A 23,315-nucleotide genomic window follows, 5' to 3' on the forward strand; every position below is an offset into this window, starting at 1 on the left:
TAACGGCATGGGTCGAAATTCCGGGCCGGCGTGGACGCGCCACCGTGTGCTCGTTCTGCTGGCGGCCGTCGTGGCCGGCGCCGGGCTGGCGGCCGTCGTGGTCGGCGTCGACGGCAGTGTGGCGACGACCTCGGTCGCCGGCGCCGCGCAGCCGAAGGCGAAGTCCGCCGCGTCCACCGGCACGCTCGCGAAGACCCCGACGCCGGCGCCGGTCACCAGTTCCGCGGCCGCGCCGGCCAAGGTCGACCCGACCGCCGCGCTGTCCAATGCGATGGCGTCGCTGGCCGCGAACAAGACCGGGGACTTCTCCGTCGCCGTGCTCGACGAGGACACCGGCGTCACCGCCAGCTACAACGCCGCCGAGACCTACGCGACGGCCAGCATCGTCAAGGCCGACATCCTCGCCGTGCTGCTCTTCCAGGCGCAGCAGCAGGGCACGCCGCTCACCGACGACGAGGACACGGCCGCCACTCAGATGATCGAGAACAGCGACAACGACTCCGCCACCACGCTGTGGGACGACGTGGGCAGCGCCGCCGGCATGTCCACCGCCAACGCCGCGTTCGGGCTGAAGGCGACCGTGCCCGGCTCGGACGACTACTGGGGCCTGACCACCACCACCGTCACCGACCAGCTGTCGGTGATGAGCGCGCTCACCTCGGCCAAGTCGCCGCTGGACGCCGCGTCCCGCAACTACGCCCTCGGCCTGATGCGCCAGATCGAGCCGGACCAGGTGTGGGGCGTGTCCGCCGCGGCCGACGCCGGCACCACGCCGGCGCTGAAGAACGGCTGGTTGCCGGTGGACTCCGACAACGACCTGTGGGCGATCAACAGCATCGGCCAGATCAGCCACGGCGGTCACAGCTACCTGGTGGCGTTCCTGTCCAGCTCGCAGCCCGACGAGCAGACCGGCATCGACCAGGCCTCGGCGGTCTGCAAGGCCGCCGTCGCGGCCGTCGCCGGTGGCTGAGCGGGCTTTACGCTCCGTCAATGCTGGTCACGGGGCCGAGTCGAGTCAACGCGAAACTAGTTCATGTATCCGCACGGGTTGGTCGCATCCGGCCGCATTCACTGGGTTGAATGGCCTAAACAGGGCAGACAAACCCGCGCCGAGGCGGACAATAGGCCGATGAAGTGGTTCCCGTGGCGGCGCCGTCACGCCGCGCACGACACCTCGCCCGCCGTCGAGCCCGACTCCGACCAGGTGGCGGAGTGGCTGGAACCTGCTGTGGAGAACCCGCAGGCCAGGGCCGAGCGTTTCTGGGTCCGCTGGCACGAGCTGCTGCCGCGGATCAATTCCGCCCTCGGCGACAGCGAGCCGAAGCGGATCGAGCACCTGCTGTGCGAGGAGGTCGCGGCGATCCACCCGGAGCTGCACTTCTCGGTGGAACGCGGCCAGCGCGCCGTCTACGCCCTGGTCGTCACCGGCCAGGAGCGCCCCGACCTGCGGCCGTACACCGACGCGTGGCAGCTGGCCGCGCCGCCGGAGGACCTGATCTGGGAGTACCACGACTCGGTGCCGCCGGTGCCGGACCCGACGCAGGTCACGGTGAACATCGGCGAGCACCGCCTGCGGCTGGCCGATGTGCGCGTGGTGGCGCAGGTCGACCGCGACGCCGGTGTGGTCGACGTCGCCGTGCACCATCCGAAGCTGGCGGCGCTGCCGGACGACGCCCGCACGGCGATGACCTTCCTGCCGCTCGACGCGACCTTGGGCGAGCGGCTGGCGGCGGAGCGCCTGCGCCGCGTGGAGACCGCGGAGGCGGCCCCGGAGCACGGCATCACGCTCGTGGAGCTGAGGACGATCGTGCGGGGGCTGGCCGGCCAGGACGCCGACGGCAATCCCATGGAGCACACCACTCCAAGCGGTGAGGCGTAGCGGTCCGACACTCGGTCGACGCGGGGACGTCGACCCATCGGGCGACCTCGCCCGCCGCGGCCCGCGGCGCGCGAAAACTGTCGGTGGTCACCGCTAATCTAGGCCCGTGACCAGCACCGAAGAGGTTCCCGACGACGTTCGCGCGCACTACGGGGAGCTCGCCGAGCAGATCCGCGGGCACCAGTTCCGCTACTACGTCCTGGACTCGCCGACGGTCACCGACGGCGAGTTCGACGAGCAGCTGCGGGAGTTGCAGGCGATCGAGGACAAGTACCCGAGCCTGGTCACGCCCGACTCGCCGACGCAGCGGGTCGGCGGCACGTTCTCCACCGACTTCACCGCGGTCGACCACCTTGAGCGGTTGCTCAGCCTGGACAACGTCTTCAACCTGGAGGACCTGCGCGCCTGGGCCGACCGCGTGCACAAGGAGATCGGCGAGGACTCGCACTTCCTGTGCGAGCTGAAGATCGACGGCCTCGCGCTGAACCTGCTCTACGAGGACGGAAGGCTGGTCCGGGCGCTGACCCGCGGCGACGGTCGCACCGGCGAGGACGTCACGCTGAACGTCCGCACCATTGGCGACATCCCGGAGCGACTGACCGGCACCGACGAGTTCCCCAAGCCCAGGCTGGTCGAGGTGCGCGGCGAGGTGTTCTTCCGGGTGGAGGACTTCGAGGAGCTCAACGCCGGCCTGGTCGCGGCGGGCAAGCCTCCGTTCGCCAACCCGCGCAACTCGGCGGCGGGCTCGCTGCGGCAGAAGGACCCGAAGGTCACCGCGAGCCGTCCGCTCCGCTTCATCTGCCACGGCCTCGGCAAGCGCGAGGGCTTCGAGCCGCAGCGCCAGTCCGACGCCTACCGCGCGCTGGCCGCGTGGGGCCTCCCGGTGTCCCCGCACACCAAGCTGGTCAAGGGCATGGGCGAGGTCGAGGCGCACGTCGAGTACTGGGGCGAGCACCGGCACGACGCCGTGCACGAGATCGACGGCGTGGTGATCAAGGTCGACGAGGTGGCGCTCCAGCGCCGGCTCGGCTCCACGTCCCGGGCCCCGCGCTGGGCGATCGCGTACAAGTACGCGCCCGAGGAGGCCACCACCACGCTGCTGGACATCCAGGTCGGCGTCGGCCGGACCGGCCGCGTGACGCCGTTCGCGGTGACCAAGCCGGTGCTGGTGGCCGGTTCCACGGTGGCGCGGGCGACGCTGCACAACGCGTCCGAGGTCAAGCGCAAGGGCGTGCTGATCGGCGACACGATCGTCATCCGCAAGGCCGGCGACGTGATCCCGGAGGTGCTCGGCCCGGTGGTCGACGCCCGCATGGGCAACGAGCGCGAGTTCGTGATGCCGGTGGACTGCCCGGAGTGCGGCACCACGCTGCGCTACGAGAAGGAGGGCGACGCCGACATCCGCTGCCCCAACCAGCAGTCCTGCCCGGCGCAGCTGCGGGAGCGGCTGTTCTACCTGGCCAGCCGCCGGGCGCTGGACATCGAGGTGCTCGGCTACGAGGCGGCGACCGCGCTGCTGGAGGCCGGCGTCATCGAGGACGAGGGCGACGTGTTCGACCTCGACGAGGAGAAGTTGCTGCGCACGGAGCTGTTCCGGGCCCAGGACAAGAAGTCCGAGCTGGGCTACAAGCTGTCCGCCAACGGCGAGCGGCTGCTGGCCAACCTGGACGCGGCCAAGGACCGGGAACTCTGGCGCGTGCTGGTGTCGCTGTCGATCCGGCACGTCGGGCCGTCGGCGGCGCGGGCGCTGGCCGTGACGTTCGGCTCCATCGACCGGATCTTCGCCGCCAGCGAGGAGGAACTGGCCGCGGCCGACGGCGTCGGGCCGACCATCGCGGCGGCCGTCCTGGAGTGGCACGAGTGGGAGTGGCGCCGGGACATCATCGAGAAGTGGCGCGCCGCCGGCGTTCGGATGGAGGAGGAGCAGGACGCCGCCACGCCGCGGGTGTTGGACGGGCTGTCCATCGTGGTCACCGGGACGCTGCCGAACTTCTCCCGTGACGAGGCCAAGGAGGCGATCATCGTGCGCGGCGGCAAGGCCGTCGGCTCGGTGTCCAAGAAGACCTCGTTCGTGGTGGTCGGCGAGAACCCGGGTTCCAAGCACGACAAGGCGATCCAGCTCAAGGTGCCGGTGCTGGACGAGGACGGCTTCCGGGTGCTGCTGGCGCAGGGGCCGGACGCGGCGGCCGAGGTCGCCACCGTCGGCGCCGAGGAGGAGTCAGCGGACGAATAGGTCGAAGACGTTGCCGGCCATCGAGGGCCACTCGGTCATCATCTGGCCGTAGGGGTCGCGCGGGGTCGAGGGCAGCAGGTCCCTCGGCTCCGGAGTGCTCCGCGGCGGCGTGGCGGTGGTGGTCGGCGGCGGCGCCGGCACCTCCTTGGTCACCACCAGGACCTTCGTCTCCGGCGCGGGCTGCTGCACGATGATCGTGGTCGGCGGCTGCGGCGTCGGGGTGGCCGAGGTGGTGGTCGGCGTGGGCGCCGGCGTCTGGCCCGCGTTGCGGACCTCCGTCGCCTGGTCGCTGGCGTGCTGCACGGCCATCACCGCGACCACCGCCGCGAACGTGATGCCGGTGATGCCCGCCGAGACGGCGAGGGCAGCCTCGGGGTGCACCACCCGGTGATGGCCGCCACGCATCAGGTTCTCCTCGCTTCGTGCCGAGCCCACGCCCTGGCCGAACGGAACGTACTGGAGGAGTCGCGGACAGTCCAAGCCGTTGTCCGCCAACCGACACTGTCTTAGCTCGATCGAATGAATCGCTGCCATTGCCGTTGCGGCCGCGGGCGGGCACGGTCAGAGGCATGCTGCAAGCCTGTCTGAACGGAGATCGGCCGCGGGGCTCGCATTCCGCGTTGCCGGTGACGCCCCAGGAGTTGGCCGCCGACGCGGCCGCCGTCGCCGACCTCGGCGTGACCGCGCTGCACGTGCATCCTCGGGACACCGCCGGCCTCGAAGTGCTGGCCGGGCCCGAGGTCGCGACCGCAGTCTCCGTCATCCGGGCGGCCGTGCCCGGGGTGGAGATCGGCGTCACCACCGGCGCCTGGATCCAGCCGGATCCCGTGCGGCGCGCCGAACTCGTGGCCGGCTGGGCCGGTCTCGCCGCCGGCCGTCCCGACACCGCTTCCGTGAACGTGCACGAGGACGGCTGGCTCGCCGTCTGCGCCGCCCTGCACGCCGCCGGCATCGGCATCGAGCTCGGCGTCTTTCACGTGCAGGCCGCACAGGCCTTGCGTGCCAACGGCTTCCCGGCCGGATCCGTCCGGGTCTTGGCCGAAGTCCAGGCCGGCGATTCGCCGGAACCCTTGCTGGACGCCCTTTCCTGGTCCACGCTGCCGATCCTGCTGCACGGCGAGGACGACGCCGCGTGGCCCGTGTTCGGTGCGGCCATGCGACTCGGCCTCGCCACCCGTATGGGCCTGGAGGACACCTTGCACCGCCCCGACCACACGCCCGCCCTGGGCAACGCCGACCTGATCGCCGCCGCCCGAGCAATGCTCGGTATCGGCTGACGGTCAGTCCGGCAGCACGACCGCGACGATGCCCGCCAGGTGCGCCAGCCGCGCCAACTCCGCGGCGCGGAACATCGGCCCGCCGGGGCGGCCGACCAGCAGCACCCGCTCCGGCTTGCCCAGCGGCGTGGCGGCGAGCTCGGTGCCGAGCTCCTGCCAGGTCTCCGGGACCCAGTCCTCCTCGCCGTCGAGGATGGTGGCCCGCGGCAGCGGCATCCACGGCACGGCGACCATCCGGGTCTCCGGCGCGGCGGTGCTCGCGGCCAGCCGGCTCACGCCCTCGCCGTCCTGGGTGACGACCAGCGCCCAGCCGGCGCGCACGATGCGCGGCACGCCCTCGGCGAAGATCTCCAGCCCCTGCTCGGGCCGGGCGGCGATCTCCTCGACCAGCTCCAGCTCGCGGTGGGTGTTGAGCACGCCGGCGTACGGCCGCACGGCGTCCACCTCGACGCCCTCGACCGACTCGGCGGCGGTGATCAGCGCGTCCGGCAGCCGGCCGGACGGCAGCTCCACCACCAGGTCGTCGATCGCCAGGCCGGGGGCGCGCTCCACCACGTCCACGCTGAGGATGTCAGCCCCGATCAGGCCGAGCGCGGTCGCGACCGCGCCCAGCGTGCCGGGTCGGTCCGGGAGCTGCACCCGGATCAGGAAGGACACCGCGGAACGCCTCCATGCCATCTGTCCCGGCGCGGGACCTCGCCGCCCGCGTCCGGCCGCCGATTGTCGCAGACCGGCGGGCGGGATGAGGACCGTCGTCCACCCAGCGGCCGCGATACCCGCTCGGAGCTGCGCGGGGCTGCGTCCTAGACTCGGTCGGTCAAGCCCGCAAGAGCCCGTTCACGCTTGGAGGAGCACCTCCGCATGCCCAGCATCTCCCGAGACGAGGTCGCGCACCTCGCCCGGCTGGCCAGGTTGGCCGTGACAGACGACGAGCTGGACCTGTTCGCCGGCCAGTTGGACGCCATCCTGAACGCGGTGGCCCAGGTCAGCGAGGTGTCCCAGCAGGACGTGCCGCCGACCTCGCACGCCGTGCCGTTGACCAACGTCTTCCGCGAGGACGTCGTCCGCCCGTGCCTGACCCAGCAGCAGGCGCTGGCCGGCGCGCCGGCCGCCGAGGAGGGCCGCTTCCGCGTGCCCCGCATCCTGGGGGAGGAGCAGTGAACGAGCTCGCCGAGTTCACCATTCAGCACAGCGAGCGTCAGCTCGCGACTCCGACGAGCCCTGCGAGGAGGATGTCGTGAGCGAGCTCATTCGGCTGTCCGCCGCCGACCTGGCGGACAAGATCCACAAGCGCGAGGTCTCCGCGGTCGAGGTGACGCAGGCGCACCTGGACCGGATCGCCGACGTCGACGGCGCGGTCCATGCCTTCCTGCACGTCAACACCGAGGGCGCGCTGGCCGCCGCGGCGACGGTGGACGAGCAGATCGCCGTCGGCGAGGTCGCCTCGCCGCTGGCCGGCGTGCCGCTGGCGCTCAAGGACGTGCTCTGCACGATCGACGAGCCCACCACGGTCGGCTCCAAGATCCTCCAGAACTGGTTGCCGCCGTATGACGCCACCGTCACCGAGCGGCTGCGCAAGGCCGGCGTGGTGATCCTCGGCAAGACCAACATGGACGAGTTCGCGATGGGCTCCTCCACCGAGAACTCCGCCTACGGCCCGACCCGCAACCCGTGGGACCTGGAGCGCATCCCCGGTGGCTCCGGCGGCGGCTCGTCGGCCTCGCTGGCCGCCTTCGAGGCCCCGCTGGCCATCGGCACCGACACCGGCGGCTCCATCCGCCAGCCCGGCGCGGTCACCGGCACCGTCGGCGTCAAGCCGACCTACGGCACGGTCTCCCGGTACGGCCTGGTGGCCTTCTCCTCGTCGCTGGACCAGGCCGGTCCCTGCGCCCGCACGGTGCTCGACGCGGCGCTGCTGCACGAGGTGATCGCCGGCCATGACCCGATGGACTCCACCTCCATCGACGCCCCGGTGCGCCCGGTCGTCGAGGCCGCCCGCCAGGGCGCGACCGGCGACCTCAAGGGCGTCAAGGTCGGCGTGGTGCGGGAGTTCCGCGGCGAGGGCTACCAGCAGGGCGTGATCGACTCCTTCGACGCCGCCGTGCAGCAGTTGCGCGACCTGGGCGCCGAGGTCGTCGAGGTGTCCTGCCCGCACTTCAAGTACGCCCTGGGCGCGTACTACCTGATCGCGCCGAGCGAGGCCTCGTCCAACCTGGCCCGCTTCGACGCCATGCGCTACGGCCTGCGGGTCGACGGCGACACCCTCGGCGAGCTGTCGGCCGAGCAGGTCATGTCCCTGACCCGCGAGGCCGGCTTCGGCCCCGAGGTCAAGCGGCGCATCATCCTCGGCACGTACGCCCTGTCGGCCGGCTACTACGACGCCTACTACGGCTCGGCGCAGAAGGTCCGCACCCTGATCTCGCGGGACTTCGCCGCCGCGTTCGAGCAGGTGGACGTGCTGGTCGCGCCGACGACGCCGACCACCGCGTTCAAGATCGGCGAGCGGATCGACGACCCGCTCGCGATGTACCTCAACGACCTGTGCACCATCCCGTCCAACCTGGCCGGCAACGCCGCCATGAGCGTGCCGTGCGGCCTGGCCGCGGAGAACGGCCTGCCGGTCGGCCTCCAGGTGATGGCGCCGGCGCTGGCCGACGAGCGGATGTACCGCGTGGCCGCGGCCTACGAGGTCGCCCGCGACGCCGCGCAGGGCGGCCCGCTGATCAACCGCGTGCCCGAACTGGAGGCGATCTCCCGATGAACGTCAACAAGATCCGGCTGGCCGTCACCGTGATCGGCTCGGCGATCGGCGTGGTCGCGGCCGGCGTGCAGGCGCGCAAGGCCGTGGCCAAGGGCGACAAGCTGTCCCTGGTGAACGCGATCGCCAGCGTGCTGGTCGCCGTCACCGGCGGCGCGCTCGCCATCCGTGGGGCTCGGAAGGACGGGGAAGAGGCGTGACCGCCGTGGCCGAGGTGATGGACTACGACGAGGTCCTCGAGCGATTCGACCCCGTGCTGGGTCTCGAGGTGCACGTCGAGCTCAACACCAACACCAAGATGTTCTGCGGCTGCGCCAACGTGTTCGGCGGCGAGCCCAACACGCACGTGTGCCCGGTGTGCCTGGGCATGCCCGGCGCGCTGCCCGCCGTCAACGGCAAGGCCGTAGAGTCGGCGATGCGCATCGGTCTCGCGTTGAACTGCGAGATCGCCGAGTGGTGCCGGTTCGCCCGGAAGAACTACTTCTACCCGGACATGCCGAAGAACTTCCAGACCTCCCAGTACGACGAGCCGATCGCCTTCAACGGCTACCTCGACGTGGAGCTGGACGACGGCAGCACGTACCGGGTGGACATCGAGCGGGCGCACATGGAGGAGGACACCGGCAAGTCGCTGCACGTCGGCGGCGCCACCGGCCGCATCCACGGCGCCGACTACTCGCTGCTGGACTACAACCGCGCCGGCGTGCCGCTGATCGAGATCGTCACCAAGCCGCTGGTCGGCACCGGCGCGCGCGCCCCCGAGGTGGCCCGCGCCTACGTCGCCGCGCTGCGGGACCTGCTGCGCGGTCTCGACGTCTCCGACGTCCGCATGGACCAGGGCTCGCTGCGGTGTGACGCCAACGTGTCGCTGATGCCCAAGGGCGCCACCGAGTTCGGCACCCGCACCGAGACCAAGAACGTCAACTCGCTGCGGTCGGTCGAGCGGGCCGTGCGCTACGAGATGACCCGGCACGCGGCCGTGCTGGCCAGTGGCGGCACGATCCGGCAGGAGACCCGGCACTTCGACGAGTCCACCGCGACCACGCGGGCCGGTCGGGCCAAGGAGACCGCCGAGGACTACCGCTACTTCCCCGAGCCCGACCTGGTGCCGATCGCGCCGTCGCGGGAGTGGGTGGAGGAGCTGCGGGCCAGCCTGCCCGAGCCGCCGTGGGTGCGCCGCAAGCACCTCCAGGAGGACTGGGGCCTGACCGACCTGGAGCTGCGCGACCTCGTCAACGCCGACGCGCTGGAGCTGGTCGCGGCCACCGTCGACGCCGGCGCCAAGCCCGACGACGCCCGGTCGTGGTGGGTCTCGTACCTGTCGCAGCAGGCCAAGACCCTGAACCAGGAGCTGGCCGAGCTGCCCATCACCCCGGCTCAGGTCGCCCGGGTGGCGGCGCTGGTCGCGGACGGCAGCCTCACCAACAAGCTGGCCCGCGCGGTCGTCGACGGCGTGCTGGCCGGCGAGGGCGAGCCGGACGAGGTCGTGGAGAAGCGGGGGCTCAAGGTCGTCTCCGACGACTCGGCCCTGACCGCCGCGATCGACGAGGCCCTGGCCGCGCAGCCGGACGTGGCCGAGAAGATCCGCAGCGGCAAGGTCGCCGCCGCCGGCGCCATCGTCGGCGCGGTCATGAAGGCCACCAAGGGCCAGGCCGACGCCAAGCGGGTCCGCGAGCTGATCATCGAGCGCTGCGGCTGATTTTCGTCTTTGCAAGGGCCCCTTCCTGACGTTGAACGTCAGGAAGGGGCCCTTGGTCTTGGGGGTCAGTCCTTGGGCGAGCTGCCGTTGGGCTTGGGGAGGACGATCGCGCGGTCGTCGCTGGAGACCGGCTTGCCGCCGTCCTTGTTGACGGTGCCGACCAGCAGCGTGTTCTGGTCGATCACGTCCATCGCGCCGATCAGGCCGTAGCCGCCCTGGCCGTCCAGGATGGTGCTGGGCCGGCCGCTGAAGCCGCCGGTCTTGGCCAGCGACAGCACCTGGAGGCCCGGCTTGTGCACGGTGGCGACGCTGACCTCGTCAGTGAACGCGGCGCAGCCGGCGACGCCGGGCCGGTCCGGCCACGTCCAGGCCGGGCTGCCGAGCTGGGGCTGCCCGGGCGTGATGCGGAACAGCTGGTCGGCGGCGTCGGTCTGGTCGGTGACCCACGCGGAGCTGCCGTCGGCGGCGGTGCACATGCCGCCGGGGTCCTGGAGCCCGCTCACGACCACCGGCGAGGCCGGGTTGGGGTTGCCCGACGCGGCGTGGCCGAAGCCGTCGATGCGCAGCACCTTGCCGGCCAGCGAGGTGGGATCGCTTGCGGCGGCCGGGTTTCCGGCGTCGCCGGTGGCGACGAGCAGCGCGCCGCTGCGGTCGACGGCCAGCACGCCGCGGTTGTGCTTGGGGCCCTTGGGAATGCCGGTGAGCACGGCCTTGGGCACGTCGCCGACCGCGAACCGCATGATCCGGTTGTCGGTGGCGGTGGTGACGTAGGCGTACACCAGCTGGTCCTGCTGGTACGTCGGCGACAGCGCGAGGCCGGTCAGCCCGCCGTCGGTCGAGGCGTCGACGGCGATCGTGGCGACGGGCTTGGGGTCGGCGCCGTGCTGCACGGCGAGCACCCGGCCGGTGGTGCGTTCCGCGGCCAGGCCGGTGGCGCCGCCCGGCAGCGCGGCGACGGCGGCCAGCGGGGCCATGCAGGTGCCGATGACGTTGGCGTCGAAGTCGGTGCAGCCCTGTGGTGGCGGCACGGGGGTGCGCGACCCGCCGCCCGGGCCGGGGATGGTGCCGCCGCTGTCCGAGCCGCTGCCGGGCGCGTTCGGCTGCGGCCCCGGGGCGTCGGTGAGCTTGGGTTGCGGCTGCCAGCTCTGCGCGTTCCCGCCATTGCCCTGGTCCGGGAAGCTCGCGCAGCCCGCCAGCAGCAGACCGAGAGCCACCGATGTGGCGACGACCCGGCTAGCACTCCGCATGATGCCCGAGCGTAAGCGGGCCTGCGTGAACCCGGAGTGAGTGCTCATCGGCGGAACTGAGACCCGCGTCTCTCTAGACTGGAACTGAAGTCTTATGTGAGACTCAAGTATCCAACTTGGGAGGTGGGCATGGGCAAGCGCAAGGGACGGCCGTGGGTGGTCCAGCTGCTGCTCGACATCGCGCTCGCGCCAGCGGCGTTCTTCCTGATCCAGGCGTTCACGTCGGTCTCCACGGCGACGGCGCTGCTGGTCTCGATCCTGCTCGGCGCGGCCTGGACGGGGTTCGGCGTGGCCCGGACCGGCAAGGTCAACGCGGTCTCGCTCTGCGTGCTCCTCGGCCTCGCGGTCGGCGTCGCGCTGACGGTCGTCACCGGCGACCCGCGCTTCGGCGTCGCCAAGGACTCGCTCTACACCGGGGTCTTCGGCGTGGTGACGCTGGCCAGCATGCTGGCGCCGAGGCCGCTGATGTTCTACCTGATCAGGCCGTTCGCGACGGAGGACGGCGACCCGGCGAAGGTCGAGGAGTGGAACCGGTCCTGGCTGTCGCCGCTGTTCCGGCGCTGCATGCGCGTGATGACGGCGGTGTGGGGAATCGGCTTGCTGGTCGAGGCGCTCGGCCGGATCGCGATCGTCTACGGCGGCGCCTCGCTGGACCTGGCCGCGGCGTTGTCGCCGGTGCTGACCGCAGTTGTCCTGATCGCCCTCATGAGTTGGACCGCCGGCTACGGCCGCCGCGCCGGCGAGGCCCGCCGTCAGATCGAGCAGGGAGCCTGACCATGGACACGCTGTTCACCAACGTCACCGTTTTCGACGGCTACCGCGCGGTCCCCGACTGCACGGTCCTGGTGCGGGACGGCCGGATCGTCACCCTGAGTGCCGATCCGGACCAGCCGGACGTGGAGCGCGCGGACGGCCTTGGCCGGACGCTGCTGCCGGGCCTGATCGACTCGCATGTCCACCTGTGGGCCCCGCTGGCCACCACCGAGGCGGCGGTGTTCGGCGTGACCACCGCGCTGGACATGTTCAGCCCGCCGGAGGTCGCCGCACAGTGGGGACGGGGCCTGTCCGAGGTCGGCCCGGTGGCCGACGTCCGGACGGCGAGCTACCCGGCGACCGTGCCCGGCGGGCACTGCACGGAGTTCGGTGTCGACGTGCCGACGCTCAGCGACCCGGTCGACGCCGAGGCCTTCGTCGCCGCACGGATCGCCGAGGGCGCGGCGTACATCAAGATCATCTACGACACCACGCACGGCGACGAGCTCAGCATCGACGAGGCGACCCTGGTCGCGCTGATCGAGGCGGCGCACGCGCAGCACCGGATGGCGATGGTGCACGTCACCATCGCCGCCGATGCCGCCGTCGCCATCGCCGCCGGCGCGGACCTGCTGATGCACGCCCCGGTCGACGCCTGGCAGGACCCGTCGCGGCTGGTCGGCGCGGTGGTGGTGCCCACGCTCACGACCCTCTACAACGGGTTCTTCCCGCACAAGACCGGCGACGTGCTCGACGACCGCCACCTGCGCCCGCTGCTCAGTCAGGACTCTCGCGACAACCTCGGCCAGACATGGCAGATCCCGGACCGCTGGACCTACGACACGGTCGAGGAGAACGTGCGGGCAGCCCGGCGCGCGGGCGCGACGGTGCTCGCCGGCACCGACGTCGGCATGCCGGCGACCGCGCCCGGCGCGAGCCTGCACCAGGAGCTGGCACTGCTCGTGCACGCCGGCATGTCGCCGCGCGAGGCACTGGCCGCCGCGACCTCCGCGCCGGCAGCCGTGTTCGGGCTGCGCGACCGTGGCCGCATCGCCCCGGGCCTGCGCGCCGATCTCGTGCTCGTCGACGGCGATCCGCTCACCGACATCCGGCACACCCGGCGGATCGACGGAGTGTGGATCGCCGGCCGGCGGGTGGACCGCGACGCCTGGGGCGCGCACCTCGACGCCCGCGTGACGACGACCGGCGGCCGCCCGGCGCCGGCGGGTTCCGAGCACGGGCTCGTCAGCGACTTCGCCGACGGCACCGCCGAAACTCGCTGGGGCACCGGCCTGCACGCGATCGCCGGCGCGAACTCCAAGGTGGAGCTCAGCGTCGAGGCCGACGCCACCGCGCCGTCCGGGCACGCGCTGCGTATCGACACCGAGGTCGGCGACCAGGGCGGCTTCACCCCGGCGTTCGCGGGCGTGCAGTTCCGCACCACCGCGGACGACGCCGACGGCGCGAACCTCACCGGCAAGCACTCGGTGACCGTCACCGCGCGGTCCGACGAGCCGACGCTCGTGGTCGTCACGGTGGACGCCGGCTTCCCGCCCGGCAAGCCGCCGTCGTGCCCGTCGAGCTGGGCACCGAGCACCGCACGCACGTGCTGCCGCTGACCGCCTTCGGCCCGCTGGACCGCAGCCGGGTGCACTCGGTCGGCCTCAACGCCGTTCAGCCGGGCGGCCGCCGGCTGCACCTCGCCGAGCTGCGGGTGGACTGAACTAGGGTCGTAGCGTGACCGATCACGACAGGATCACCGTGCTGGTGCCCGACGAGCACGCGCTCGAGGCGTTGTCCGCGATCGAGGGCGTCCACCCGGTCCGCTACGACGTCGACGGCGAGTTGCCGGTCGAGGCCGCCGAGGCCGAAGTGCTCATCCCGCCATTCCTGGCCGGCAAACGGGCCGTGCCGCTGGTCGAGAAGCTACCCAAGCTGCGGCTGGTGCAGCTGCTCAGCGCCGGTGCCGAGGTGTGGCTCGGCCGGCTGCCCGCGGGCGTGGCCCTGTCCACCTGCCGGGGCGCGCACGGCGGCAGCACCGCGGAGTGGGTCGTCGCAGTGTTGTTGTCCTTCTATCGCCACCTTCCCTTCTTCCTGGACGCGCAACGGGCCGGCCGGTGGGACTTCCAGGTCACCGACACGTTGCAGGACAAGCGGGTGCTGATCGTCGGCGCCGGCGACCTCGGCGTCCAGCTTGCCCGGCGGCTGGAGCCGTTCGACGTGACGACCACACTGGTCGGCCGCACCGCGCGGGACGGCGTGCGCGGGGAGGACGAGTTGCCCGGGCTGCTCGGCTCGCACGACGCGGTCGTCCTGGTAGTACCACTCACGTCTGACACTTCCGGGATGGTCGACGCGGAGTTCCTGTCCCGCATGGCCGACGGCGCGATTCTCGTCAACGCCGCGCGGGGTCCCGTGGTCGACACCGATGCCCTCGTGGCCGAGTTGCGCACCGGCCGGCTCCGGGCGGCGCTCGATGTCACCGACCCGGAGCCGTTGCCCGCCGACCATCCACTGTGGAGCGTTGACGGACTGCTGCTCACCCCGCACGTCGCCGGCAGCTGCACCGGTCGGGAGAAGCGCGCCTACGGCGTCGCCGCCGCCGAGGTGGCGCGCTTCGTCCGTGGCGAGGAGCCGCGTAACCTGGTGCGTGGCGAGTACTAGGGGACCAGCAGGACCCGGCCGAGGTTCGTCCGGTCTTCCAGCACCTGGTGCGCCTTTGCCGCCTCCGGCAAGGGAAACTCGGCGTGCTTGGCAACACGGAGCTTGCCCTCGACGATCAGTTGCGTGAGCTCCGCGACCTCGGCGCGGGCCTGCTCGGGGCGGGCCTGCCGCCAGGGCATCACGCCGAAGCCGGCGAGCGACTTGAGGCCGAACAGGCTCCGCCCGGGCACGGTCGGGATCTCGCCGCTGGCGGCCCCGTACATGACCGCCCGACCGAACGGGGCGAGGGAGTCCAGGCCCCGCAACAGGGTTTGGCCGCCGACGGCGTCGACCACGACGTCGACGCCGGTGGGCCACTCGCCTTCGGTGGTCACGACGTCGTCAGCGCCGAGGGAGCGTACGAAGTCCGCCTTGGTGGCGGATCCGACAACACCGACCGCCTTGGCACCGAGCAGCTTCGCCAGCTGGACGGCGAGGTGGCCGATGCCGCCGGCGGCCGACTGCACCAGCACGGTCTCGCCGGCGGCGAGCCGGCCCATGCGCAGCACCCGCAAGGCCACCGGCGCGAGCATCGGCAGCGCGGTGGCAGACGCGGCGTCCAGGCCGGCTGGCACTGGAACCGCCCACGCTGCGTCCACCGCAACGAAATCCGCATACGCACCCTCCGCCACGAGGGCGGCCACCCGATCCCCGACGGCGAATCCGCTGACGTCGGGGCCCATGGCGACGACCGAGCCGACGACGTCGCCGGTCGGGCTGCCGGGCAGCGGACGGGCGAAGATCCCGTCGGCGCCGGCCCGGATCTTGGTGTCGGCGAAGTTGACGCCGATGGCCTCGGCGCGCAGCAGCACCTGGCCGGCCCCCGGTTCGGGCGTCGGAGCCTCCTCGACCTGGAGCACCTCGGGACCGCCGTGAGCATGGAAGCGAACGAGTCGCACGAACATCCACCCCTTATTGTTGGTCTCGCCAACGTTGGCGACACCAACAATAGCGTCGCGGGTACCGTGACGCCATGTCCGAACCGCATCGGCTCAGCGGCACCGTGGTCTGGCTGCTGGGCCGCGCGGCGCAGCGCGCCCACGTGCTCGCCCGGGACCGGCTGACCGCGGCCGGCATCGGCAAGTGGCACTACGCGGTGCTGGCCACGCTGACCGAGCACGGTCAGCAGTCCCAGGCCGACATCGGCCGCCGCCTGGGCCTCGACCGCAGCGACGTGGTCGCCGTGCTCAACGACCTCCAGGGCGACGGCTACGTCACCCGCGAGCCCGACCCGGCCGACCGGCGGCGCAACATCGTCACCATCAGTGACGTCGGCCGGACGGCGCTGGCCGGCTTCGACCTGCTGGTCGCCGAGGCCGACGGCCTCCTGATGGACGAGCTGTCGGCCGACGACCGGGCGTGCCTGAAGGCCCTTCTGGAACGAATCGCGCACGTCTAGCTGCTCTGTTCGGCGGTCCCGGGACGGCCAAAGGTTGCCTACCCTGCCGGCGGTGAGCAGTTTCGAGACGGGGTTGCATCACCTCGACGACGACGAAGAGCAGCCGTTCGGCAACACGCTTGCCTACGAGGAGCCGTCACGGCCCGTGGCGCTCTGGCACGGCGGCGCGGACCTGGGCCTGCTCGGGCTGCGGCTGATGCTGGGCGGCCTGGTCGGCGTGCACGGCGCGCAGCGGGTGTTCGGCTGGTTCGGCGGCCACGGGCTCGGCGACTTCGCGAAGTCCTTGCAGCAGGCCGGTTTCAAGTACACCGACATCCTCGCCTCGGCGTTGGGCTACGCCGAGCTGGGCGGCGCGGTGCTGCTGATCCTGGGCCTGTTCACGCCGCTGGCCGCGGCGGCCGTGCTGGTGGTGGTCGGCAACTCGATCATCCTCCAGTGGAACGGCGGCCTGAACGCCTACGAGGTCGCGGCGTCGCTGGCCGGCGCGGCCTTCGCGGTGCAGTTCTGCGGCCCCGGCCGGATCTCGCTGGACCGCGGCCTGCCCTGGTACCGGCACGCCCTGGCGTACGGCACCTCGCTGTTCTCGCTGGCCGTTATCGCGGTTGCCGCGTTGCAGCTGCTGCTGCATAACTGACCCATGCTTTCCTTGCCGCTGGCGCCGGACGCCGAGCTCACCACGTTGGAACCCTGGCAGGCCGGCGAGTTCGCCGAGCACATCGACGGCTTGCGCGAGCACCTCGCGCCGTGGGTGCCGCTGGCCCACACGGTGACCGACACGGAGAGCGCCCGCGAGCTGTTGCAGCGCTACGCCGACCGGCAGGCCAACGGCGCCGGCCGGCTGCTCGGCATCCGGCTGCGCGGCGAGCTGGTCGGCGCGATCCTGTTCCCGCAGTTCGACGCGGCCGCCGGCAACTGCGAGCTCGGCGTCTGGCTCGCCCCGCACGCCCAGGGCCACGGCCTGATCACCCGGGCCGCCCAGCTCATGATCGACTGGGCGTTCGAGGTGCGCGGCATGCACCGGATCGAATGGATCACCATGCCGGCCAACGAGCGCAGCAAGGCCGTGGCCAAGCGGCTGGGCATGAGCCTGGACGGCGTGATGCGGGAGTCGTACCTGTTCGGCGGACGCCGCCACGACGCCGAGATCTGGTCCCTGCTGGTGACCGATCCCCGGCCCTGGAAGTGATGTGAAGGGCCCCTTCCTGACGTTCGACGTCAGGAAGGGCCCCTTCCAAACACCAGAGTGACTAGAGCCCCGGGTCGCGCACCGCGCCGGTCGCCGCCGATGTGGTCAGCTTGGCGTAGGCACGCAGCGCCAGCGTGACCTGCCGCTGCCGGTCCTTCGGCTGCCACGGCCGCTCGCTGGACTCCATCTTCGCCCGGCGCTCGGCCAGCACCGCCTCGTCCACCAGCAGTTCCAGCTTGCGCTCGTGCACGTCGATCAGGATCTGGTCGCCGTTCTCGACCAGGCCGATCGCGCCGCCGTGCGCCGCCTCCGGCGAGATGTGCCCGACGGAGATGCCCGACGAGCCGCCGGAGAACCGGCCGTCGGTGATCAGCGCGCACTTCTTGCCGAGGCCGGAGCCCTTGAGGAACGCCGTCGGGTGCAGCATCTCCTGCATGCCGGGGCCGCCGGCCGGGCCCTCGTAGCGCACGACGATGACCTCGCCGGGCTGGACCTCCTTGTTGAGGATGACCGACACGGCCTCCTCCTGGCTCTCCACCACCCGCGCCGGGCCCTGGAAGCGCCACAGCTCTTCCTCGATGCCGGCGGACTTGATCACCGCGCCGTCGACGGACAGGTTGCCGCGCAGGACCGCCAGGCCACCGTCCTTCGTGTACGCGTGCGCGACATCCCGGATGCAGCCGCCCTCGGCGTCGGTGTCCAAGGAGGACCACCGCGCGTCGGTGGAGAACGCCTGCGTCGTACGGACACCGCCCGGCGCCGCGTGGTACAGCTCCAGCGCCTCCTCGGACGGCGACTCGGCGCGAACGTCCCAGGTGGACAGCCACTCCGCCAGCGTCGGGCTGTGCACCGCGTGCACGTCCTCGTTGAGCAGCCCGCCGCGCCAGAGTTCGCCCAGCAGCGCGGGAATGCCGCCGGCCCGGTGCACGTCCTCCATGTGGTAGTCGGAGTTCGGCGACACCTTGGACAGGCAGGGCACGCGGCGGCCGATCGCGTCGATGTCGGCCAGCGTGAAGTCGATCTCGCCCTCGCGCGCGGCGGCGAGGATGTGCAGCACGGTGTTGGTGGAGCCGCCCATCGCCATGTCCAGCGCCATCGCGTTCTCGAACGCCTTGCGGTTGGCGATGGAGCGCGGCAGCGCCGACTCGTCGTCCTGCTCGTACCAGCGCTTGCACAGCTCGACGACGGTGCTGCCGGCCTTCTCGAACAGCGCCCGGCGGGCCGCGTGCGTGGCCAGCGTGGAGCCGTTGCCGGGCAGCGACAGGCCCAGCGCCTCGGTGAGGCAGTTCATCGAGTTGGCCGTGAACATGCCCGAGCACGAGCCGCAGGTGGGGCAGGCCGAGCGCTCGACGGCGGTCAGCCCCTCGTCGTCGACAGCCGGGCTGGCCGACGCCGAGATGGCGGTGATCAGGTCGGTCGGGGCCTGCGCCACGCCGCCGACCACGACGGCCTTGCCGGCCTCCATCGGGCCGCCGGACACGAACACCACCGGGATGTTCAGCCGCAGCGCCGCGTTCAGCATGCCCGGCGTGATCTTGTCGCAGTTGGAGATGCACACCAGCGCGTCGGCCTGGTGGGCGTTGACCATGTACTCCACCGAGTCGGCGATGATCTCGCGGGAGGGCAGCGAGTAGAGCATGCCGCCGTGCCCCATCGCGATGCCGTCGTCCACCGCGATGGTGTGGAACTCGCGGGGCACGCCGCCGGCCGCGCGCACCCCCTCGGCCACGATGTCGCCGAGATCACGCAGGTGCACGTGGCCCGGCACGAACTGGGTGTAGGAGTTGGCGATCGCCACGATCGGCTTGCCGAAGTCGGTGTCGGTCATGCCGGTCGCCCGCCAGAGCGCGCGGGCGCCCGCGGCGTTGCGGCCGTGGGTCGTGGTGCGGGAGCGCAGCTGGGGCACTGCTCCTCCAAAAACGGATTGGCCTTGCGGAAAAGTTGACGTGGACCGGGTCGCGGCTCGGACCTCAGGTTACTCCGCGTCCTCGGCGGCGGCGTTGGGATCGGCCAGCCGCCCGCCGGACAGTGCCGCCAGCATCGGCAGGTGCCGGGTGCGCACGCCCGGCAGCGGGGCCAGCTCGTCGCCGGCCAGCACGGCGTTCACCCAGCCGCGGCGGGGGAGCTTGAGCGAGCGGATGTCGGCCCACGCCAGCGTGCGCGCGCCGAACAGGCTGCGGGTGCGCAGCTGCTCGGAGTCGACCACCGTCCTGGTCCGCAGGATCCATGCCGCCAGGCCGATCGGCACCAGGTAGAGCAGCGTGAAGACGGGTCCGGCGGTGGCCACGACCGGCGTCTCGCACAGCGCGAGGAAACCCACCGGCAGCAGGCCGGTGGTGGGAGCGCGGAATATCACTCGTTGGACTGAGGAGGGAGCGGACTCGGTCAACGACAGCTCCTCGCTACGCTCGGCCTGGCGTTGACCGAGCAGTCGCAGTTCTTGATGGCTGAGGTCGCAAGCTCCCTCAGCGGCGATCCTCGCACCTGGTCTTTTCGTTCCACCATCCGGGAGCGTTTTCCCGCAGAGTTGACGCTGCCGCCGACCCGGCAGTAACGTGCCGGACATGCTGCGCAACACCGGCCTCGTACTTCCGAGGCGCGCCGACGCCTAGGACCGCTGAGTCCGCGTCGGCGCGCGACCCTCGTTCGACCACGTTCCACATGTGGTTGGCGGGGGTTTTTTCATGCTTGTTGGACCACGTACTTTCCGCAGTACCACCGACCCCGAGGCAGCCCCGATGACCAGCGCACCCTCGCGACAAGCCCCGGTCCCCGGCGCGACACCGCCGCGCCCCGGCCCGCCCCCGAAACCGGCGCCGCCCGGCGGCGCCCCGGTCCGTGTGACCGGCTCCGCCTCGCTCGTCCGCTCGCTCGAGGCCGTCGGCTGCGAGGTCGTGTTCGGCATTCCCGGCGGCACGATCATGCCGGCCTACGACGCGCTGCTCGACTCCACGAGCCTGCGGCACGTGCTGGTCCGCCACGAGCAGGGCGCCGGCCACGCCGCCACCGGCTACGCGCAGGCCACCGGCAAGGTCGGCGTGTGCATGGCCACCTCCGGCCCGGGCGCGACCAACCTGGTCACCCCGCTGGCCGACGCCTACATGGACTCGGTGCCGGTCGTCGCCATCACCGGCCAGCAGAGCCGGGCCCTGATCGGCACCGACGCGTTCCAGGAAGCCGACATCTGCGGCATCACCATGCCGATCACCAAGCACAACGTCCTGGTGACCGACCCGGCGGAGATCCCGCGGGCGATCGCCGAGGCGTTCCACATCGCGAGCACCGGCCGACCCGGCCCGGTCCTCGTCGACATCCCCAAGGACGTGCTCCAGGAGACCACCTCCTTCTCCTGGCCGCCGGAGCTGCGCCTGCCGGGCTACCGGCCGACGACGCGCCCGCACGGCAAGCAGGTCCGGGAGGCGGCCAAGCTGATTACCGCCGCGCACCGGCCGGTGCTCTACGTCGGCGGCGGCATCATCAAGTCCGGCGCCACCGCCGAGCTGCGCGAGCTGGCCGAGCTGACCGGCATCCCGGTCGTCACCACGCTGATGGCGCGCGGCGCGTTCCCCGACTCGCACCCGCAGCACCTGGGCATGCCCGGCATGCACGGCACGGTCGCCGCGGTGGCCGCCATGCAGAAGGCGGACCTGCTGATCGCGCTGGGCACCCGGTTCGACGACCGCGTCACCGGCAAGCTCGACTCGTTCGCGCCGGATGCGCAGATCGTGCACGCCGACATCGACCCGGCCGAGATCTCCAAGAACCGCCGCGCGGACGTGCCGATCGTCGGCGACTGCAAGGAGATCCTGGGCGACCTGATCGCCGCCGTGCAGGCCGAGCGGGAGCACACCGCCACCGCCGACCTCGAGCCGTGGGTGACCGAGACCAGCAGCTGGCGGGAGACCTACCCGCTGGGCTACGACTGGCCGTCGGACGGCGCGCTGTCGCCGCAGTTCGTGATCGAGCGGATCGGGCAGATCGCCGGCCCGGACGCCATCTACACGGCGGGCGTCGGCCAGCACCAGATGTGGGCCGCGCAGTTCATCCGGTACGAGAAGCCGAGCACCTGGATCAACTCCGGCGGCCTGGGCACGATGGGCTTCGCCGTGCCGGCGGCGATGGGCGCGAAGTTCGGCGCGCCGGACAAGGTCGTGTGGGCCATCGACGGCGACGGCTGCTTCCAGATGACCAACCAGGAGCTGGCCACCTGCGCCATCGAGGGCGCGCCGATCAAGGTCGCCGTCATCAACAACGGCAACCTGGGCATGGTCCGGCAGTGGCAGAACCTGTTCTATGCCGAGCGCTACTCGCACACGGACCTGGGCACGCACAAGCACCGCATCCCGGACTTCAAGCTGCTCGCGGAGGCGCTGGGCTGCGTCGGCCTGCGCTGCGAGAGCAAGGAGGACGTGGACAAGGTCATCGAGCAGGCGATGGAGATCAACGACCGCCCGGTCGTCATCGACTTCGTGGTCGGCAAGGACGCGCAGGTGTGGCCGATGGTGGCCGCCGGCACCGGCAACGACCAGATCATGGCCGCCCGCGGCATCCGCCCGCTGTTCGACGAGGACGAGTGATGAGCATGAGCAAGCACACCTTGTCCGTCCTGGTCGAGAACAAGCCCGGTGTCCTCGCCCGCGTGGCGGGCCTGTTCTCCCGGCGCGGCTTCAACATCGAGTCGCTCGCGGTCGGCCCCACCGAGCACCCGGACATCTCCCGGATGACCATCGTCGTCGGCGTCGACGAGCTGCCCCTGGAGCAGGTCACCAAGCAGCTGAACAAGCTGATCAACGTCATCAAGATCGTCGAGCTGGAGCCGACCACGGCCGTGCAGCGGGAGCTGCTGCTGGTCAAGGTCCGCGCCGACGCCACCGTGCGCAGCCAGGTGCTGGAGACGGTGCAGTTGTTCCGCGCCAAGGTGGTCGACGTTTCGCCCGAAGCGCTGACCATCGAGGCAACCGGAACGGGCGACAAGCTCGACGCGCTGCTGCGGATGTTGGAGCCCTACGGTCTGCGTGAGATGGTGCAGTCCGGCATGGTCGCCATCGGACGCGGCGCACGGTCCATCACCGCCACAGCGGCCCGCTGAATCCCGAAAATTCCGGAAGGAACCTGAGGAAAGTCATGACTGTCGAGACCTTCTACGACGACGACGCCGACCTCGGCATCATCCAGGGCCGCAAGGTGGCCGTCATCGGCTACGGCAGCCAGGGCCACGCCCACGCGCTGAGCCTGCGCGACTCCGGTGTGGACGTTCGCATCGGCCTGCCGGAGGGCTCGAAGTCGCGGCCGAAGGCGGAGGAGGAGGGCCTGCGGGTGCTCACCCCGGCCGAGGCCGCCGCCGAGGCCGACCTGATCATGATCCTGGCCCCGGACACCAAGCAGCGCAAGATCTACGCCGACGACATCGCGCCCAACCTCAACGACGGCGACGCGATCTTCTTCGGGCACGGCTTCAACATCCGCTACGGCCTGATCACCCCGCCGTCCAACGTGGACGTCGCGATGGTCGCGCCGAAGGGCCCGGGCCACCTCGTGCGCCGCCAGTTCGTGGACGGCAAGGGCGTGCCCTGCCTGATCGCGGTCGAGCAGGACGCCACCGGCGGCGCGCAGGCGCTCGCCCTGTCCTACGCGAAGGGCATCGGCGGCTCGCGCGCCGGCGTCATCAAGACCACCTTCAAGGAGGAGACCGAGACCGACCTGTTCGGCGAGCAGGCGGTGCTCTGCGGCGGCGCCTCCGCGCTGGTGCAGACCGGTTTCGAGGTGCTCACCGAGGCCGGCTACGCCCCGGAGATCGCCTACTTCGAGGTGCTGCACGAGCTCAAGCTGATCGTCGACCTCATGTACGAGGGCGGCATCGCCAAGATGCGCTACTCGATCTCCGACACCGCCGAGTACGGCGACCTGACCCGCGGCCCGCGCGTGATCACCTCGTCGGTCAAGGCCGAGATGCAGAAGATCCTGGGCGAGATCCAGGACGGCACCTTCGCCAACGAGTGGGTGGCCGAGGACGAGGCCGGTCGGCCGAACTTCACCAAGCTCCAGCAGGAGGGCGAGGCTCACCCGATCGAGCAGGTCGGCAAGAAGCTGCGCGGCCTGATGTCCTGGGTGGACCGTCCGATCACCGAGACGGCCTGATCTTTTCTCCGCGACGGCCCCCGCTCCGCCCGGAGCGGGGGCC

General features: G+C 71.6%; 24 protein-coding genes. 18 read left to right on the top strand and 6 right to left on the bottom strand.

Annotation, left to right across the window (positions count from 1 at the left end; all coding sequences use genetic code 11):
* Nucleotides 1–7 precede the first annotated feature (7 nt).
* The 3 genes from BCF44_RS32970 to ligA all read left to right on the top strand — a co-directional run bounded on the left by BCF44_RS32970 (nucleotide 8) and on the right by ligA (nucleotide 4,112).
* On the top strand, nucleotides 8–970 hold the full coding sequence (locus BCF44_RS32970; protein ID WP_147328721.1) for a serine hydrolase: 963 nt from the start codon (nucleotides 8–10) through the stop codon (nucleotides 968–970).
* A 159-nt stretch (nucleotides 971–1,129) separates the two neighbouring features.
* The gene (locus BCF44_RS32975) at nucleotides 1,130–1,879 is read left to right on the top strand and encodes a hypothetical protein (RefSeq protein ID WP_116178332.1); all 750 of its coding nucleotides are present in this window, start codon (nucleotides 1,130–1,132) and stop codon (nucleotides 1,877–1,879) included.
* 106 nt (nucleotides 1,880–1,985) lie between these two features.
* Nucleotides 1,986–4,112, top strand: coding sequence for an NAD-dependent DNA ligase LigA (gene ligA / locus BCF44_RS32980; protein WP_116178333.1), 2,127 nt, complete (start codon nucleotides 1,986–1,988; stop codon nucleotides 4,110–4,112).
* On the opposite strand, the gene BCF44_RS32985 is transcribed toward ligA, so the two are convergent.
* Entirely contained in the window at nucleotides 4,098–4,517 is a 420-nt protein-coding gene (locus BCF44_RS32985) for a hypothetical protein (RefSeq protein ID WP_147328722.1), read from the bottom strand. The genes ligA and BCF44_RS32985 overlap by 15 nt on opposite strands.
* 164 nt (nucleotides 4,518–4,681) lie before the next feature.
* Between BCF44_RS32985 and BCF44_RS32990 the strand changes: the two genes are divergently transcribed.
* Nucleotides 4,682–5,389 carry a 3-keto-5-aminohexanoate cleavage protein gene (locus tag BCF44_RS32990; protein WP_116178335.1) on the top strand — a complete coding sequence of 236 codons (708 nt, stop codon included), beginning with the start codon at nucleotides 4,682–4,684 and terminating at the stop codon, nucleotides 5,387–5,389.
* A 3-nt stretch (nucleotides 5,390–5,392) separates the two neighbouring features.
* Here BCF44_RS32990 and BCF44_RS32995 read toward each other — a convergent pair whose 3' ends face one another.
* Nucleotides 5,393–6,046 (bottom strand): ACT domain-containing protein, encoded by a 654-nt coding sequence (locus BCF44_RS32995; protein WP_170217867.1) that lies wholly within the window; start codon nucleotides 6,044–6,046, stop codon nucleotides 5,393–5,395.
* 204 nt (nucleotides 6,047–6,250) lie between these two features.
* Between BCF44_RS32995 and gatC the strand changes: the two genes are divergently transcribed.
* The 4 genes from gatC to gatB all read left to right on the top strand — a co-directional run bounded on the left by gatC (nucleotide 6,251) and on the right by gatB (nucleotide 9,846).
* Nucleotides 6,251–6,550, top strand: a complete 300-nt coding sequence (gene gatC / locus BCF44_RS33000) for an Asp-tRNA(Asn)/Glu-tRNA(Gln) amidotransferase subunit GatC (RefSeq protein ID WP_116178337.1) — start codon at nucleotides 6,251–6,253, stop codon at nucleotides 6,548–6,550.
* A 76-nt stretch (nucleotides 6,551–6,626) separates the two neighbouring features.
* Complete coding sequence (gene gatA / locus BCF44_RS33005; protein ID WP_116178338.1) at nucleotides 6,627–8,150, top strand: Asp-tRNA(Asn)/Glu-tRNA(Gln) amidotransferase subunit GatA; 1,524 nt, start codon at nucleotides 6,627–6,629, stop codon at nucleotides 8,148–8,150.
* Nucleotides 8,147–8,347: a hypothetical protein gene (locus tag BCF44_RS33010; RefSeq protein WP_116178339.1), complete on the top strand. Its 201-nt coding sequence runs from the start codon at nucleotides 8,147–8,149 to the stop codon at nucleotides 8,345–8,347. The genes gatA and BCF44_RS33010 overlap by 4 nt, the downstream gene beginning before the upstream one ends.
* Nucleotides 8,344–9,846, top strand: coding sequence for an Asp-tRNA(Asn)/Glu-tRNA(Gln) amidotransferase subunit GatB (gene gatB / locus BCF44_RS33015; RefSeq protein WP_116178340.1), 1,503 nt, complete (start codon nucleotides 8,344–8,346; stop codon nucleotides 9,844–9,846). Before BCF44_RS33010 ends, gatB begins: the two co-directional genes overlap by 4 nt.
* A 65-nt stretch (nucleotides 9,847–9,911) precedes the next feature.
* On the opposite strand, the gene BCF44_RS33020 is transcribed toward gatB, so the two are convergent.
* Nucleotides 9,912–11,093: a PQQ-dependent sugar dehydrogenase gene (locus BCF44_RS33020; RefSeq protein ID WP_116178341.1), complete on the bottom strand. Its 1,182-nt coding sequence runs from the start codon at nucleotides 11,091–11,093 to the stop codon at nucleotides 9,912–9,914.
* A 129-nt stretch (nucleotides 11,094–11,222) separates the two neighbouring features.
* On the opposite strand from BCF44_RS33020, the gene BCF44_RS33025 reads away from it, so the two are divergent.
* The 4 genes from BCF44_RS33025 to BCF44_RS33035 are packed head-to-tail and all read left to right on the top strand — an operon-like array spanning nucleotide 11,223 to nucleotide 14,510.
* Nucleotides 11,223–11,867, top strand: coding sequence for a VC0807 family protein (locus BCF44_RS33025; RefSeq protein WP_116178342.1), 645 nt, complete (start codon nucleotides 11,223–11,225; stop codon nucleotides 11,865–11,867).
* Between the two features lie 2 nt (nucleotides 11,868–11,869).
* Nucleotides 11,870–13,465, top strand: coding sequence for an amidohydrolase family protein (locus BCF44_RS33030; RefSeq protein ID WP_116178343.1), 1,596 nt, complete (start codon nucleotides 11,870–11,872; stop codon nucleotides 13,463–13,465).
* Entirely contained in the window at nucleotides 13,417–13,569 is a 153-nt protein-coding gene (locus BCF44_RS55825) for a hypothetical protein (RefSeq protein ID WP_170217868.1), read from the top strand. The genes BCF44_RS33030 and BCF44_RS55825 overlap by 49 nt, the downstream gene beginning before the upstream one ends.
* Nucleotides 13,570–13,583: 14 nt before the next feature.
* Nucleotides 13,584–14,510, top strand: a complete 927-nt coding sequence (locus tag BCF44_RS33035) for a 2-hydroxyacid dehydrogenase (protein WP_246015863.1) — start codon at nucleotides 13,584–13,586, stop codon at nucleotides 14,508–14,510.
* On the opposite strand, the gene BCF44_RS33040 is transcribed toward BCF44_RS33035, so the two are convergent.
* Nucleotides 14,507–15,448, bottom strand: a complete 942-nt coding sequence (locus BCF44_RS33040; protein ID WP_116178495.1) for a quinone oxidoreductase family protein — start codon at nucleotides 15,446–15,448, stop codon at nucleotides 14,507–14,509. The two genes, BCF44_RS33035 and BCF44_RS33040, sit on opposite strands and share 4 nt — an antisense overlap.
* Nucleotides 15,449–15,522: 74 nt before the next feature.
* On the opposite strand from BCF44_RS33040, the gene BCF44_RS33045 reads away from it, so the two are divergent.
* The 3 genes from BCF44_RS33045 to BCF44_RS33055 are packed head-to-tail and all read left to right on the top strand — an operon-like array spanning nucleotide 15,523 to nucleotide 17,134.
* Nucleotides 15,523–15,948 carry a MarR family winged helix-turn-helix transcriptional regulator gene (locus tag BCF44_RS33045; RefSeq protein WP_116178344.1) on the top strand — a complete coding sequence of 142 codons (426 nt, stop codon included), beginning with the start codon at nucleotides 15,523–15,525 and terminating at the stop codon, nucleotides 15,946–15,948.
* 52 nt (nucleotides 15,949–16,000) lie between these two features.
* Nucleotides 16,001–16,582 (top strand): DoxX family protein, encoded by a 582-nt coding sequence (locus tag BCF44_RS33050; protein ID WP_116178345.1) that lies wholly within the window; start codon nucleotides 16,001–16,003, stop codon nucleotides 16,580–16,582.
* Nucleotides 16,583–16,585: 3 nt separating this feature from the next.
* Nucleotides 16,586–17,134: a GNAT family N-acetyltransferase gene (locus BCF44_RS33055; RefSeq protein WP_116178346.1), complete on the top strand. Its 549-nt coding sequence runs from the start codon at nucleotides 16,586–16,588 to the stop codon at nucleotides 17,132–17,134.
* 61 nt (nucleotides 17,135–17,195) lie between these two features.
* On the opposite strand, the gene ilvD is transcribed toward BCF44_RS33055, so the two are convergent.
* Nucleotides 17,196–19,040, bottom strand: a complete 1,845-nt coding sequence (gene ilvD, locus BCF44_RS33060) for a dihydroxy-acid dehydratase (protein WP_116178347.1) — start codon at nucleotides 19,038–19,040, stop codon at nucleotides 17,196–17,198.
* Nucleotides 19,041–19,109: 69 nt separating this feature from the next.
* Nucleotides 19,110–19,490: a PH domain-containing protein gene (locus BCF44_RS55830; RefSeq protein WP_170217869.1), complete on the bottom strand. Its 381-nt coding sequence runs from the start codon at nucleotides 19,488–19,490 to the stop codon at nucleotides 19,110–19,112.
* 382 nt (nucleotides 19,491–19,872) lie between these two features.
* Here BCF44_RS55830 and BCF44_RS33070 point away from each other — a divergent pair, with 382 nt between their 5' ends.
* Genes BCF44_RS33070 through ilvC form a run of 3 tightly spaced genes read left to right on the top strand, consistent with a single transcriptional unit; the run spans nucleotide 19,873 to nucleotide 23,272 of the window.
* Entirely contained in the window at nucleotides 19,873–21,711 is a 1,839-nt protein-coding gene (locus tag BCF44_RS33070) for an acetolactate synthase large subunit (protein WP_116178349.1), read from the top strand.
* A gap of 5 nt (nucleotides 21,712–21,716) precedes the next feature.
* Nucleotides 21,717–22,223, top strand: coding sequence for an acetolactate synthase small subunit (ilvN, locus tag BCF44_RS33075; protein ID WP_116178496.1), 507 nt, complete (start codon nucleotides 21,717–21,719; stop codon nucleotides 22,221–22,223).
* Nucleotides 22,224–22,258: 35 nt separating this feature from the next.
* Nucleotides 22,259–23,272: a ketol-acid reductoisomerase gene (gene ilvC, locus BCF44_RS33080; protein WP_116178350.1), complete on the top strand. Its 1,014-nt coding sequence runs from the start codon at nucleotides 22,259–22,261 to the stop codon at nucleotides 23,270–23,272.
* The last annotated feature ends 43 nt before the right edge of the window (nucleotides 23,273–23,315 follow it).

Source organism: Kutzneria buriramensis, assembly GCF_003387475.1.
GTDB lineage: Bacteria > Actinomycetota > Actinomycetes > Mycobacteriales > Pseudonocardiaceae > Kutzneria > Kutzneria buriramensis.

Coding starts and splice junctions, on each gene's coding strand:
- BCF44_RS33070 (WP_116178349.1), top strand. CDS start 19,873: ATGACCAGCGCACCCTCGCGACAAGCCCCGGTCCCCGGCGCGACACCG.
- gatC (WP_116178337.1), top strand. CDS start 6,251: ATGCCCAGCATCTCCCGAGACGAGGTCGCGCACCTCGCCCGGCTGGCC.
- ilvN (WP_116178496.1), top strand. CDS start 21,717: ATGAGCAAGCACACCTTGTCCGTCCTGGTCGAGAACAAGCCCGGTGTC.
- BCF44_RS33025 (WP_116178342.1), top strand. CDS start 11,223: ATGGGCAAGCGCAAGGGACGGCCGTGGGTGGTCCAGCTGCTGCTCGAC.
- BCF44_RS32970 (WP_147328721.1), top strand. CDS start 8: ATGGGTCGAAATTCCGGGCCGGCGTGGACGCGCCACCGTGTGCTCGTT.
- ilvC (WP_116178350.1), top strand. CDS start 22,259: ATGACTGTCGAGACCTTCTACGACGACGACGCCGACCTCGGCATCATC.
- BCF44_RS32990 (WP_116178335.1), top strand. CDS start 4,682: ATGCTGCAAGCCTGTCTGAACGGAGATCGGCCGCGGGGCTCGCATTCC.
- BCF44_RS33030 (WP_116178343.1), top strand. CDS start 11,870: ATGGACACGCTGTTCACCAACGTCACCGTTTTCGACGGCTACCGCGCG.
- BCF44_RS33020 (WP_116178341.1), bottom strand. CDS start 11,093: ATGCGGAGTGCTAGCCGGGTCGTCGCCACATCGGTGGCTCTCGGTCTG.
- BCF44_RS32975 (WP_116178332.1), top strand. CDS start 1,130: ATGAAGTGGTTCCCGTGGCGGCGCCGTCACGCCGCGCACGACACCTCG.
- BCF44_RS33045 (WP_116178344.1), top strand. CDS start 15,523: ATGTCCGAACCGCATCGGCTCAGCGGCACCGTGGTCTGGCTGCTGGGC.
- BCF44_RS32985 (WP_147328722.1), bottom strand. CDS start 4,517: ATGCGTGGCGGCCATCACCGGGTGGTGCACCCCGAGGCTGCCCTCGCC.
- BCF44_RS33010 (WP_116178339.1), top strand. CDS start 8,147: ATGAACGTCAACAAGATCCGGCTGGCCGTCACCGTGATCGGCTCGGCG.
- BCF44_RS33055 (WP_116178346.1), top strand. CDS start 16,586: ATGCTTTCCTTGCCGCTGGCGCCGGACGCCGAGCTCACCACGTTGGAA.